Source organism: Paraburkholderia oxyphila NBRC 105797, assembly GCF_000685075.1.
In the GTDB taxonomy this organism is placed as follows: Bacteria; Pseudomonadota; Gammaproteobacteria; order Burkholderiales; family Burkholderiaceae; genus Paraburkholderia; species Paraburkholderia oxyphila.
The window spans coordinates 1-13,387 of the sequence record NZ_BAYD01000173.1; the positions used below are offsets into that span (position 1 = coordinate 1).

Genomic DNA, 13,387 nt, shown 5'->3' on the forward strand with positions numbered 1-13,387 from the left:
CAAGTTAAGGCCAACTTCAAAAAAACCACAAATACAGGCATTGCCAACAATATGGAAAATAAAAGAATCCACGCGACAAGCATAATAATGACTTAAACAGGTTAGCTAACCTGAAACGAGCCACCCCTACGATCACCCTTGCATCGAAATTACCCACCACCTAAAGTAAATAGGTTCGCTCTAGCAACCGCCCCATCCCATGGATAACGACTTCATGGTACGCACCATGTCCGCCAACGAGATACCCATATCAATCGACTGGGCATCTACAGAAGGCTGGAACCCCGGCCACCACGACTCGCACTGCTTCAGGGAAGCAGACCCAGACGGCTTCTTCATCGGCCTCTGCCGCAGCGAACCCATCGCCTGCCTCGCCGCCGTCGCCTACAACGAACACTTTGGCTTCATCGGCCTGTACATCGTAAAACCCGAATTTCGCGGCCACGGCTTCGGCATGCGAATCTGGCAGCATGGCATGCATTACCTGGGAAACCGCAACATCGGCCTCGACGGCGTCCTCGCCCAGCAACCGAACTACAGGAAGTCCGGATTCCAGCTCGCATACCGCAACATCCGCTACCAGGGCCAAGTGAATGGCATCGGCTGCGCACATGTGACGGCAGCATCCAACGTGCCGCTCGATCAATTGCTTGCCTACGATCGCCAATGTTTTCCCGCAGCGCGCGAACGTTTCATCTCCGCCTGGATATCGCAACCCGATTCAGTTGCGCTCGCAACAATAGACGCGGGCCGTATCGCCGGATACGGCGTCATACGCCGCTGCAAAACGGGCTGCAAGATCGGCCCGCTCTTCGCCGATGACGCAGACGTCGCCACGGGCCTGCTGCGCGCGCTGGCGGCGCGCATGCCCGGCGAGCTCATCGTGCTCGACGTGCCGGAAACGAATCCTGCGGCCGTCGCGCTGGCAGAACGCCACGGCATGACAAGCGTCTTCGAAACCGCACGCATGTACACGAAAGACGCACCCGCGATAGCGATCGATCGCGTATTTGGGGTGACGTCGTTCGAGCTGGGGTGAAAAGGAGCGCACGGGTCTGAACGTGACCACTCAGCTTCCAAAAACTTCTAAAGCTCAAGTCGCCCGACATATCCCGTGAGCTCGAGGTAACCGCGCCCTACCGGCTTCACAGCGGGGTGTGTACCGCTCGTGCTCGCCGCACCCGCCTGAAACGCCGTCACCGCCCCCTCCCAATACACCGCGCCGGTGCTCGCGCGGCCATCGAATTCCTGATCGTCCATGAGCGGCACGAGCGTCAGGTGCAGGTCCTGCGCATCGACGCGCATCGCCACCGGATAAACCGCGCCGGTATGCGGCGAGCGCCACCGGCGCAGCGGCGTGAAGCTCACGCTATCGGGCGAGAGCGCATGCGTGCTGCCATCGCCAGCGCGCAGCGTGCCGCCCGCCCAGAACTTGCGCCCCGCCTTGTCGCGGATCTGAAAGGCCATCAGCGCGCCGCCGTCCTCGAGATCGATGCCGATCCAGTCCCAGCCCACCGCAACGTCCGCGAGCGGCGACGACGACCATTCATGATCGAGCCACGCCTGACCGCGCACGTGTTCACCCTTGCCGCCCGATTGACCACCGCGCCTGAGCAGGCCGTCGACTGCCAGCCCCGGCTCGCTGTAGTAGTAGCTCGCCTCGCTCGCAAGCGGACCTTTGCGGCTATAGCCGCCCGCGCCGTTGACGAGCATCGGCTGCGTCGGCCGCAAGGTGAAGGCGAACGCAAAGCCGGGCGTGGCGACGTTCAGGCGGTAGCGGCCGTCCGCGGCACGCTCGAGCGACCAGTCGTCGATGTGGACTGCCGTGTCCGTCTCGCTCGCTTCGGCCAGGCCAAAACCGCGGCGCGCGGCGCGCTGGCCGTGCTGCAGGCTGCCCGCTTGCGGATCGCTCAGCGCCACGTTGGCGAACAGCAATTGATTCGGCGCGAAGCGGCTCGGGTTCGCGTCGTCGAGGGCGAGGCGCGAGCGGAAAAACGTTGCCTCGAAGCCCAACGATGGCTCCGCAGCGGCGCCCGCTGCCGCGCTGGCATCCGCTTGCAGCCAGCCGGTCACGTACCACCATTCGTTGCGATAGCTCGAATGCGCGCCATAGTCGCGCGGGAACGCAAGCGGCTGTCCGCTCGCCACCGTTGGATAATCCGGCAGGCGCGCCCACGCAGCGCGTTGCGTCAGCGCGGCAAGCGGCCATAACAGGAAACTGCGCAGCAACGTTCGCCGTCTCATGGCGTCACCAGTCGTCGCGCACGGCGCGCACCGCATCGACCGACATGGCCGCGCGCGAGCTCAAGAGCGCCGTGAGCGCGGCGGCCATCACGACCGCCGACGCCAGCGCCGCCAGCAATCCCCACGGCATGTGCACGCTCATCGTCCAATGAAACGACTGCGGATTGACGACATGCACGAGCACCATCGCGAGACTCAAGCCCAGCGTCAGGCCGGCCAGTACGCCGAGCAGCGCCACGAGCGCGCCTTCCATCGCCAGCATGAGCGCAATCTGGCGGCGCATCACGCCGATGTGCCGCAGCATGCCGAACTCGCGCGTGCGGGCAAGCGCCTGCGAGCCGAAGCTCGCGCCAACGCCGAACAGTCCGATGATCACCGCCACCGCTTCCAGCAGATACGTCACGGCGAAGCTGCGGTCGAAGATCCGCAGGCTCGCGGCGCGGATCTCGCCAGGCTGCGCGAATTCGAGTCGCTGCCCGCCGGGCACGCTCACGCGCAAGCGCGCAATCGCTTGCGCCGGCGCCACGCCCGGGGCGAGCCATAAGGCGGCATCGGTCACGCGCGTGTCGCCCGTGAGGCGGCGATAGTCGCTCGTACCGATCACGATGGCGCCGAACTGGCGTGCATAGTCGCGCCAGATGCCGGCCACCGTGAACGGCAGGCGCTGGCCCGCCAGCGGCAGCGTGATGCGCTGGCCCGGGTGCATCCCATACAGATCGGCGGCCGCCTCGCTGATCCACACCGGCGGCGGGTCGCCGGCTTGCGGCACGAGCGGCGCCGTCGTCAGCGGCAGGCGCGCGCCGGGATCGCGTGCATCAATGGGCCGCGCGAGCAGGCTCACGGGCGGCAGGCGCGCGTCGAGCGAGATTTGCGTCGCGCGCAGAAACTCGGCGCGCGCCACGCCAGGTGTGGCCGCGATGGCCGCCTGGTCGCCCGGCGTCAGGAACGCGCTGTCGCCGCCGGGCGCGGCGCGCAGGTAGAGCGGCGCGGGCAGCAGCAGTTGCAGCCAGTCGTCGACGGCGACGCGAAAGCTCGACACCATGATCGCCATCGCCGTCATCAGGCTGAAGCTCGTGACGATGCCCGCCAGGCCGATCGTCGCGCGGCCGGGGGCATTGGCGAGCTGCGCGAGCACGAGATGCGGCAAGGCATGGCGCGAGCGCGGCAGCGCGGCGAACACGGCGCGCGCGATGGCCGGCATCGCGAGCACGCCGCCCAGCAGCAACAGCGCGATCGCGAGGTAGCCGAACACCGGCAAGCCGGCCACGGGCGGCAAGAGCGCCGTTGCGAGCCCGGCGCCAATCGCGAGCAGCGCCGCGGTGACGGTCCGCCTCGTGGAGAGCCGTGCGGCTGGCGCCTCCTCGTCGCCCGCCTTCAGCGCCCGCGCGGGTCGCGCCCGCGCCGCTTCGAGCGCGGGTGCGAGGCTGCCGAGCACCGACGCGGCCACCCCCAGCGCAAAAAAGCTCGCCGCGGGCAGCGCGTCGAAATGCACGCGCGGCTGCACCCCTTCGAAATAGCCGCCGCCGAGATCGCCGCCCGCGTAGCGGAGCACGGCGGCCGCGAGCGCGAAGCCGATGGCGAGACCCACGGCGGCGCCGAGCACGCCGAGGATGGCGCCCTCCGAAACGACGAGCCACAGCACGCCACGCTGCGTCACGCCGATCGCCCTCAGCAGCGCGAACTGCGCGCGGCGCCGCAGCACGGCGAGCGCCTGCATCGTGAAGACGAGGAACGCTCCCGTGAACAACGCGACGAGCGCGAGCACGTTGAGATTCGCACGATACGCACGCGAGAGCATCGACGTGCGGTGCGCGTTGTCGCCCGGCGTGACGGCGGCGACGCCCGGGGGCAAGCGCGGCGCGAGCGACTGCGCGAACACGTCGGCATCGACGCCCGGCTTGAGCTTGATGTCGATGCGCTGCAGCGTGCCGAGCCGCTGCAAGCGCCACTGCGCGGCGCCGATGTCCATCACGCCGACGCGCACCGCATCGCCCGAAGCCGGCAACACACCCGCGACGCGCAGCACGACCGGAGCGAGCCCGACCTGCACCGTCAGCGAATCGCCGGGCTGGAGCGCGAGCCAGCTCAGCGCGGCGGGCGAGAGAAATACCGTGTCGGGGTCGAGCAGCGCGAGGGGGCCGCCGCTTGTGTCATGCGTGCCATGCGTGGCGTTCGTGCCATTCGTGCCCTTCGTCTGCTCCACACGTCCAACGAGATTGGGCGTGACAAACCCGGCGCGAAACACATCGACTCCAAGCAGCTTCAACGACGCATCGCGCCCCGCGATACGCGCGTCGACCTCGACCACCGGGCTCGCCGCCGCGACCTCGGGCAAGCGGGCAATGCGCGGGTAGAGCGCTTCATCGAAGCCCGCGCGCGGGCCGCGCAGCTCGAGATCGGCGTTGCCCATCAGCGAATTGACGATGGCCGACAGTTCGGTGAGCGCCGCGCGGTTGATCAACTGCACGGCATAGCCCATCGCGACGCCCGCGGCGATCGCGAGAATGCCGATCAAGGTGCGCAGCGGATGCCCGCGCATTTCGCCGCCGATGAGCGCCGCGCCAACGCCGCCAGCGGGCATCCGATTGCCCGCGCGACGCGAGGCGCGTGATGCAACCGAGTCGAGCCATGGACGCATGGCGTCGAGCCAACGCATCGCCTACGCGCCGCCTGTGCCCGGCGCGTGCGGCTCGAGCCCGTCGGGCGTGAGCCGCAGCACGCGGTCGGCGCCCGCCGCCACGGCCGCCGAGTGCGTCGCGAGCAGGACGCCCGCGCCGTTCTTTTGCGCCAGCTCGCGCAGCAGCGCGAGCACGCGCATCGCCGTGTCGTGATCGAGATTGCCGGTGGGCTCGTCGGCCAGCACGAGACGCGGCTGATGCACGAGCGCGCGCGCGATCGCCACGCGCTGCAGTTCGCCGCCCGACAATTCGCGCGGCAGCGCATGCTCGCGCCCGCCGAGCCCCACCGCCAGCAGCGCGAACGACACGCGCACCGTCACGTCTTTCGCGCGCATGCCGTTCAGGAGCAGCGGCAGCGCGATGTTCTGCGCGGCCGAGAGGTTCGGCAGCACATGGAACGCCTGGAACACGAAGCCCATTTTCTGGCGGCGCTGCAGCGTGGCCGCGTCGTCGTCGAGCGTGGCGAGGTCGTGTCCGTCGAAGACGATCTGTCCCGCATCCGGCCGGTCGAGGCCGGCCGCGAGATTGAGCAGCGTCGATTTGCCGACGCCCGATTCGCCCATGATCGCGACGCACTCCCCCGCCCGCAGTTCGAGATTCACGCCGCGCAGCACGTTGCGCGACGTGGTGCCGTCATAGTGCTTCGATACGTTGGCGAGCGTCAGCATCATCGGTCGTCTATTCCTCCATCGCCGCTCTCATTCGCCCTGCTGGGCCGCGCCGGACCGGTAGCGCAGCAGGTGATCGGTACCCGATTCCGAGAGCCAGAGCTCGTCCGGCCGGCCCATCATCTGGCGCACGTTCGCATGCGGGCGCGGCAGCGCGAAGACATCGAAGTGCCCGCTGCCCGGATCGAAGCGCACGAGCGCGTTCGCGCTCCATTCGCTGAGCCAGACGATGTCGTGGCTGTCGACGAAGATCGCGTACGCGTGCGGGTCCTTGCCCGGCAGACGCCATTCGCGCCATTGCTGCGTCGCCGGATCGAATACGCCCACCTTGCCGGCGTTCCATTCGCTGACCCACACGCGCCCCTTCGAATCGGCCCACGCGCGGCGCGCGCCCTGATCGGGCGTCGGCGGCTCGATCACTTGCACCGTGCCGCTCGCGGGATCGATGCGGCCGAGATAGCTGCCCGCGAGCGACGCGAAATACAGGCTGCCGTCAGGCGTCACGCAGATACCATAGGGACCGCGGCCGCGCGGCGCATCGAAGACGCGCAGGGTGCCGTGCTGCGGATCGAGTTCGCCATAGATGCCGTTTTGCCCCGTAAACCACAGGTGCCCTTGCTTGTCGAACACGGCCGTGTTCAGGTTGGCGTCGGGCCGGTTCTGCGGCAGCGCAAAACGCGTGACGGCCAGCGTCTTCGCATCGACGCGCACGATCGCGTTCAGCCCGCCGTCGGTGACCCATGCCGCGCGATCCGGGCCGACGATCACGCCATGCGGCGCCGATCCGCTGCCAAGCGGCACCTGCACGATCTTGCCGGTTTGCGGGTCCAGTCTGCCGAGCTCGCCTTGCGCCTGCGCCGTGTACCAGACCGTGCCGTCGGGCGACGGCGCGACGTCATGCGGTGCGCTGCCTCGCGGCACCGCGAAGCTGTCGAAAGGCGCCGGCTGCTGCGCGTGCGCGATCCCGCCAGCGAGCGCGGCGCAGACGAGCGCCGCGCTGAGCCATGTTGTCTTCATCGCATTGTTCCGACAAACGCGGCACTACTCGGCGGCGGTGCCCATGCCGCGCTGCGGCGAAGTCATGGTCGAGCCGGGGCGGCGCAGCATCTTGTCGACCTCGCCCACGTGCAGCTCCTCGACCTGGATCATCTGGCGCGCGAACTCTTCGAGCGCGACCGCGCGGCCTTCCACGAGCGAGAGCAGCTCGCGGTAATGACCGAGCGCGATCTGCTCGGCCTCGAGCGATTCGCGCAGGATGGAGCCGATATCGAATGTATGGGAATCGAGCAGCGGCCCGATGGCGAGCGACGGATACGCGCCGAGCGTCGTGATCCACTCACCGGCCTGCTGTGCATGCACGAGCGATTCGTCCGCCTGCTGCCGCAGCCATGAAACGATCGGAATGCGGGCAAATCCGAACACCAGGAACGAATAGTGCGTGTACCGCACCACGCCGGCCAGCTCGGATTCGAGGATCTTGTTCAGCACTGCGACGACCGGTTCCTTCTCGATCTCAGTCATGTTGCCTCCCGCCTCGGCAGCGTAAGAAAGTGAGCATGGGGGCGTTCATCACACCCCCGTCTCGCAGAAAACGTTTGCCAGCGCGCTGATGAATCCGATTGTTGCACTTATCGCGGTTTGCCGCTGTGCGTCGTGCGCTGTACGTTGTGGTTTGTCGCCCGCGCCGCTATTCGATATCGACAAGACGCGCCTCGAGCAGGCGCGCGAGCGCGAGACCGCCCTCGCGCATGATGGCATCGTGATTCCAGCGGAACGCCAGCCGCGCGAGCGGCGTGAGCGCGAGCGCATTCATCCAGGCACTGGCCGTCCTGACGTGCCAGTCATAGCGCACCACCGTGCGATTGCCGTCGGCTGCGAAGTGCCAGCGCCCCACGCCTTCCAGCGCGCCGCTGGCCTCCCCCTCCAGCGCAATGAGCGGCGCGACGCGCGTCACGCGCACGTCGATGATCACCCGATAGGGCAGCACCCCCTTCCACGTGTAGCGATGCACGGCGCCCAGGCCATCGGTCCCGCCCGCCTGCAGCTCGCGCACCGCTTCGACATTTTTCCACCAGCCCGGCCAATGAAGCGAATCGTGGATCGCGTCCCACACCGGCTGCACCGGCGCCTCGATGCACCACACGGTGGTCAAGCGGAATTCCGCCATCGCTCTGTTCTCCTTGTTTGCGATACGGCTACGCGTGCTCACAGGGCGGCGCCGTGTGTGCACGTGCACTCGCGCGAGCATTGCGTGGTGCGAAACAGTGCGCCAAAATCATCCCTCATCGACGGCCGGGTACGTGGGAATACGTTCGAGTATAGGAGGCGGCGATGCGCGATCTCGTTGCCGATGCGCAAGCACGCTTCGATGCGCTCGCAAACTATCAGGTCAGGCTGAAATCGACATCGGCGGGCGCGGAACCGGTCGAGGTGCACTATGCCTGGCGCAAGCCCGGCTTCGTGCGGATGGACTTCATCCGTCCCCATGCCGGCGCGACGCTCACCTACAGCCCGGCATCGGGAAAGGTCATGCTTTGGCCATTCGGCTTCGACACGTTTCCGAGGCTCGTGCTGAGCCCCGACAGCCGCATGATTCGCAGCCCGCAGGGGCATCGCGTCGACCAGTCCGATATTGGCGCGCTGCTCGTCAATGTCCGTGAGCTTCAACAGCATGGCGACACGCAAGTTGCCGGTACTGAGACAGTCGGCACGTGCCAGGCGTCGCATGTGATCGTGACGTGCGGGCCCGGACACGTCATGGCCCGCGTGTCCCGCTATGAGTTGTGGTTCGATACGAGCCATGGGCTGCCCGTCAAGGTCGTGAGCGAGGGCGCCTCGCGCGAACCGATAGAAACAGTGCTGCTGGAGGAACTGCACATCGACGTGCCGGCGTCGCAGCTCAGGCCGTTTGCTTAGGCTAACGAAGCAAGGCTCGCGTCGCTTCACAAGTGGCTCGGCGACGCCATCATGGGGCTTGCGGGTCTTCACGCCTTTGCGGCGCTTTTCCATCATGTCGTCCTCAAGGTCAACCCGGCTGTCCGTTGCAGGCTTCAAAAATGCAAGGCCACAGCGGCAATCTCCGCCGCCCTGGCCCGGCGTTTGCCGCCACGAGCTTTGCTGAGTTTCCCAGTAGAATGGCCCGATCAGATCCCGTCAAGGTGCACTGCATGCCGCAAAGGCAAAGCTATCCCAGCGCAAGCCCGGAGTCCCGGAGCAGGATCCTTCACGTTCCTTTCGATGTGCAAGCGGAACCCGTGCACCGGCAACTGCTGGCATGGCGCGAGCGCATCGGCAAGGTCATGGACGTGGTGCCGACGCGTGCGCAAATCGAGCGGCCTTTTCGCGGGCTCATCGACACATACTGGCTCGAAGAATTTCTCTTTGCGAATGCCTACACCGATGCGTTGACACTCGAACGCTCGATTGCCCGGATCTCGCAAGACAACGCGCGCTCCATCGCCTTTCATATCGTCATGGACGGCGACGCCGCGACGCTCGTTACGCGCCCGGGGAAGCGCCAGGACACACCGCTCGACGTCGGCGTGCTCGCGGTCGATTTCGATCAGCCTCTGCACGTGCTGCGGGGTGCGTGCCGGCACGTGTCGCTGTTTGTGCCGCGTACCGCATTGCAGGCGGTATTCCCTGACCCCAGCGCGCTGCACGGTCGCGTTCTGGACGCGAACGAGCCTGTCGCGCAGCTCATCAGGGAGCGCCTGAATGTGTTCGCCGCGCACGTCCCGCATATATCGCTGGAACGCGCCATTCTGCGCCTGCGTGAAATCGTTCAATTGATTGTCGACGCATTCGGTGCACAGGCCGGGGTACGCGGGAGCAAACCCGCCGTTGCCCGCGCAATCGCGTTCAACAGCGCACGCAGGTTCGTGCAGGCCAATCTGGCCGAGTCCGACCTGTCTCCGGAGAGCGTGGTCGAATCGCTCGGGCTTTCGCGGGCGACGATTTACCGGATGTTTCAGCATGAAGGCGGGCTCCACGCGTACATCCGTCACCTCCGGCTGCGAGCCGCGACGGACGATCTCGTGCGTTTCCCCGGCGCGCCCATTGCTGAGATCGCCTGGTCCGTCGGCTTCAACAGCGCGTCGGACTTTACGCGCGCATTTCGACGGGCTTATGGTTTCGCGCCGCAGGAGGTACGGACGTACAAGGACTGGTTTCCTGGCGAGTGGCTCGATGCGGACTTGCAAGGACTGGATCTGGAACAAGCGGCGTTGATGCGGGCGAGCTGGTCGGGCCGTCCGGAAGGCCACCGCGCCGCGTGACTGGGGACTCGGGACTCAGGCAAGGAACCGAACCCGTCGATCAGGGCATTCGGTCACGGATGGCGAGCAGGAGATCGAGGTGCCTTTCGACAAGCAGCGGAATGGCCGACTCCCCGCGGATCCATCGCCCGATGGTCCGGCGGTCGTAGCCCGAGTATTCGGCGAAAGTCACCTGGGTCCAGCCGAGGCGCGCCAATGCATAGGAAAGGTCGGCAGGCTTCATCGTGATATTGACAAAATGTCCCATGACTTCGGCGTTTGATGGGACATTTTGTCATATTCGGTCGCGATTGCAACCCCGGAATCGGCGAGTCATCAACAAAAAAGATCGAGCGCGTGGGCATGGGCGCAGGCACCAGGCGAGATTTCGCGACCCGAGGGTTACAGGAGATAATCACCGGACGCAATCGACTTGAGCAACGGAGACGGAATGAGCAAGCAAGGCTTCACCACGGATATCGTTCACGGCGACAGAATCACGGGCTCTGAGCACGGCGGCGTGCATCAGCCGATTCATACGTCCGTGCAATATGGTTTCGAGCGCGTCGAGGATCTGATCGGCGTGTTCCAGGGCACGAAGAAGGGCGGCTTCAATTACGCGCGGCAGGGCACCCCCACCACCGCCGCGCTCGAGCGCAAGATCACCCGCCTGGAAGAAGGCGCCGGCACGATCTGCTTCAGCACCGGCATGGCCGCGATCACGGCAACCTTCCTCACGCTGCTGCGCGCGGGCGATCATCTCGTGTCGAGCCGTTACGTGTTCGGCAACACCAACAGCCTGTTCGGCACGTTGCGCACGCTCGGCGTCGAAGTCACGACCGTCGATGCCTGCGACGTCGAGAACGTGAAGAACGCCATCCGCCCGAATACGCGCATGGTGTTCGTCGAAACCATCGCGAATCCGGGCACGCAGATTCCCGACCTGCAGGGCATCGGCGACGTGTGTCGCGAGCGCGGCATCGCGTACGTCGTCGACAACACGATCACCTCGCCCGCCCTGTTCAAGCCGAAGGCGGTTGGCGCGAGCCTCGTCATCAACTCGTTGACGAAGACCATCGCGGGCCATGGCGCCGCGCTTGGCGGAGCGGTGACCGACACGGGCCTGTTCGACTGGAGCGCGTATCCGAATATCGCCGACGACTACCGGCGTTCGGCGGCGAAGGAACAGGGGCTGTTGCAGATCCGCAAGAAAGGCCTGCGAGACATGGGCGCAGCATTGTCGTCCGAGCAGGCGCACACGATCGCGATGGGCGCGGAAACGCTCGCCTTGCGTGTGAAGCAGAGCAGCGACAACGCGCTCGCACTGGCGCAGTTTCTCGAAGGGCACGCAGCCATCGGCAAGGTGTTCTATCCGGGCCTGAAGAGCCATCCGCAATACGAGGTCGCGCAGGCGCTGTTCAAGGGCGCGTCATGGCTGCTGTCGTTCGAATTGCTCAACGCGGAGCGCATGATCGAAGTCGTCAATGCGCTCAAGCTGCCGATCAAGGCGACCGGTCTCGGCGACACGCGCACGCTCATCATTCCCGTCGCGCCAACGATCTTCTTCGAAGCCGGCGCGGAAACGCGCAAGGCGATGGGCATCTCCGACGGCATGCTGCGGCTGTCCGCGGGCATCGAGGATATCGACGACCTGATCGAGGACTTCTCGCAAGCGCTCAAGCTTGCGGCGTGACGCCGGGGCGTTGATCTTGTGAGCGGGGCCGGCGTGGCGTTGCAAGCCGGCTCCCAAGGTCGAACAGCGCCGGCATCATCCATCAAGACCCATTTGTTTCTCGAAGCTCCGGCCCCCATAAGCCAATAAGCGGAGGGAAATAACCGCCATGATCCCCCGGGCATGGGAAAAGCCACGCCCGATACCGTAGTATACGTGCGATCATATCGACCCAGCTCCCGATCCGCCAGTTGGCCGCATTCCGGCCCGGAGACCCGACGATGGACCTCGCACACCCCACCGCCCTGCCCGCCGACGCCGCGGACGCTTCTGCCACGCTGCGGCTCACGGGCGCCGTGCTGCGCCCTCTGACGCTCTCGCTCGACGCGCTGCGTGCGTATCCGGCCGTGACGAGCGCACCGTTCGATCTGCGCTGCTACACCACCCAGCGTTTCATTCGCACCATCGAGCCTTACCGCGGCGTGCTGCTCACGGAACTGCTCGGCGACGCGGGCCTGCGCTGCGAAGCGCACGGCGACTTCAAGCGCATGGTCTTCGTGGCGAGCGGCCACGATGGCTACGCCGTCCCCTTCACGTGGCACGAGCTGTTCAACACGCCGGTGGGCAAGCAGGTGATAGTCGCGTACGAATGCGGCGGCGCGCCCCTTACCGCGGAAGACGGCGCGCCGGTGCTGTTTTCGGGCTGCGACCTCGTGCCCGCGCCGCGCCACGTCAAGCGCCTCGCGCGCATCGACGTGCGGGTGCTCGCGCCATAAAGCGCACCCCGCGCAACGGTTGGCGTTTCCATACCCGCAACATAGCGCGTGCGTTCTATGTACGCGCGCCGAAGAAATGGCTTACTCCAGGCATCGCCCCATTGCGTGAATGACACGCCGCATGGGGTGCTTTACGACACCTGGAGACTCTCGCATGTCCAACGATGTTCGCTCACATCAGTACGTCCTGACCCTGTCCTGTCCGAGCGCCGCCGGACAGGTGGCCGCCGTCGCCAGTTTTCTGGACGGGCATCGTTGCTATATCGACGAGCTGACCGTCTTCGACGACGACATCAGCTCGCGCTTCTTCCTGCGCTGCGTCTTTCACGAAGTGGTTCCGGGATCCACCGGCGAGCTCGACCTCGCGAGCCTGCGCAAGCAATTCGAGCCCACGGCGCGCACGCATGAGATGACGTGGGCGATCCACGACCTGCAGGTGCGGCCCAAGGTGCTGATTCTGGTCTCGAAGCTCGAGCACTGCCTGGCCGACCTGCTGTTCCGCTGGCGCATGGGCGAGCTGCCGATGGACATTGCGGCCATCGCCTCGAACCACCCAGATTTCGAGCCGCTCGCCCGCCAGCACGGGCTGCCGTTCCGGCACTTGCCGGTCACGCCCGAGACGCGCCAGCAACAGGAAGCCGCGATTCTCGATCTGTTCGAGTCGAGCGGCTCCGAGCTGCTCGTGCTCGCGCGCTACATGCAGATTCTGTCCGACGAAACGAGCAAGCGCCTCGCCGGCCGCGCGATCAACATCCACCATTCGTTCCTGCCCGGCTTCAAGGGCGCGCGCCCCTATCATCAGGCGCACGTGCGCGGCGTGAAGCTGATTGGCGCGACGGCGCACTTCGTCACTGACGATCTCGATGAAGGCCCGATCATCGAGCAGGAAGTGCAGCGGGTGGATCACACCTGCGATCCGGAACGGCTGCTCGCCGTGGGCCGTGATGTGGAGTGCGTGACGCTCGGGCGGGCCGTGAAGGCGTTTTTGGAGCGGCGCGTTTTTATTAACGACGGGCGGACGGTCGTGCTTTGATTTCTGGTTTTTTTGGGGGCGTTGGCCTTAACTTGTTTTCGCGGCGGGCCGCAGGCGTTG

13 protein-coding genes are annotated in these 13,387 nt (G+C 66.1%); 6 read left to right on the forward strand and 7 right to left on the reverse strand.

The window, feature by feature from the left end; translation table 11 throughout:
* The first annotated feature begins 199 nt into the window (after positions 1-199).
* Positions 200-1,039, forward strand: coding sequence for a GNAT family N-acetyltransferase (locus BO1_RS46225; protein ID WP_028223381.1), 840 nt, complete (start codon positions 200-202; stop codon positions 1,037-1,039).
* 47 nt (positions 1,040-1,086) lie between these two features.
* Here BO1_RS46225 and BO1_RS46230 read toward each other — a convergent pair whose 3' ends face one another.
* The 6 genes from BO1_RS46230 to BO1_RS46255 all read right to left on the reverse strand — a co-directional run bounded on the left by BO1_RS46230 (position 1,087) and on the right by BO1_RS46255 (position 7,757).
* Positions 1,087-2,244, reverse strand: coding sequence for a lipocalin-like domain-containing protein (locus BO1_RS46230; RefSeq protein ID WP_028223382.1), 1,158 nt, complete (start codon positions 2,242-2,244; stop codon positions 1,087-1,089).
* A 4-nt stretch (positions 2,245-2,248) separates the two neighbouring features.
* Positions 2,249-4,900, reverse strand: a complete 2,652-nt coding sequence (locus BO1_RS46235) for an FtsX-like permease family protein (RefSeq protein WP_084688805.1) — start codon at positions 4,898-4,900, stop codon at positions 2,249-2,251.
* A gap of 3 nt (positions 4,901-4,903) precedes the next feature.
* The gene (locus BO1_RS46240) at positions 4,904-5,590 is read right to left on the reverse strand and encodes an ABC transporter ATP-binding protein (protein ID WP_028223384.1); all 687 of its coding nucleotides are present in this window, start codon (positions 5,588-5,590) and stop codon (positions 4,904-4,906) included.
* A gap of 30 nt (positions 5,591-5,620) precedes the next feature.
* Positions 5,621-6,607: a Vgb family protein gene (locus BO1_RS55650; protein WP_043289078.1), complete on the reverse strand. Its 987-nt coding sequence runs from the start codon at positions 6,605-6,607 to the stop codon at positions 5,621-5,623.
* A gap of 24 nt (positions 6,608-6,631) precedes the next feature.
* Positions 6,632-7,111, reverse strand: coding sequence for a ferritin-like domain-containing protein (locus tag BO1_RS46250; protein WP_028223385.1), 480 nt, complete (start codon positions 7,109-7,111; stop codon positions 6,632-6,634).
* A 166-nt stretch (positions 7,112-7,277) separates the two neighbouring features.
* Positions 7,278-7,757 carry an SRPBCC family protein gene (locus BO1_RS46255; RefSeq protein ID WP_028223386.1) on the reverse strand — a complete coding sequence of 160 codons (480 nt, stop codon included), beginning with the start codon at positions 7,755-7,757 and terminating at the stop codon, positions 7,278-7,280.
* Positions 7,758-7,921: 164 nt separating this feature from the next.
* Here BO1_RS46255 and BO1_RS46260 point away from each other — a divergent pair, with 164 nt between their 5' ends.
* Positions 7,922-8,506 (forward strand): hypothetical protein, encoded by a 585-nt coding sequence (locus BO1_RS46260; RefSeq protein ID WP_028223387.1) that lies wholly within the window; start codon positions 7,922-7,924, stop codon positions 8,504-8,506.
* A gap of 32 nt (positions 8,507-8,538) precedes the next feature.
* Positions 8,539-9,867 (forward strand): AraC family transcriptional regulator, encoded by a 1,329-nt coding sequence (locus BO1_RS55655; protein WP_245644116.1) that lies wholly within the window; start codon positions 8,539-8,541, stop codon positions 9,865-9,867.
* A 40-nt stretch (positions 9,868-9,907) separates the two neighbouring features.
* Here BO1_RS55655 and BO1_RS46270 read toward each other — a convergent pair whose 3' ends face one another.
* On the reverse strand, positions 9,908-10,114 hold the full coding sequence (locus tag BO1_RS46270) for a helix-turn-helix domain-containing protein (RefSeq protein WP_028223388.1): 207 nt from the start codon (positions 10,112-10,114) through the stop codon (positions 9,908-9,910).
* Positions 10,115-10,297: 183 nt separating this feature from the next.
* Between BO1_RS46270 and BO1_RS46275 the strand changes: the two genes are divergently transcribed.
* The 3 genes from BO1_RS46275 to purU all read left to right on the forward strand — a co-directional run bounded on the left by BO1_RS46275 (position 10,298) and on the right by purU (position 13,327).
* Entirely contained in the window at positions 10,298-11,539 is a 1,242-nt protein-coding gene (locus BO1_RS46275) for a cystathionine gamma-synthase family protein (RefSeq protein WP_028223389.1), read from the forward strand.
* 260 nt (positions 11,540-11,799) lie between these two features.
* On the forward strand, positions 11,800-12,294 hold the full coding sequence (locus BO1_RS46280; protein WP_028223390.1) for a molybdopterin-dependent oxidoreductase: 495 nt from the start codon (positions 11,800-11,802) through the stop codon (positions 12,292-12,294).
* Between the two features lie 154 nt (positions 12,295-12,448).
* A complete protein-coding gene (gene purU / locus BO1_RS46285; RefSeq protein ID WP_028223391.1) occupies positions 12,449-13,327 on the forward strand; it encodes a formyltetrahydrofolate deformylase in 879 nt (292 codons plus the stop codon).
* Positions 13,328-13,387 lie beyond the last annotated feature (60 nt).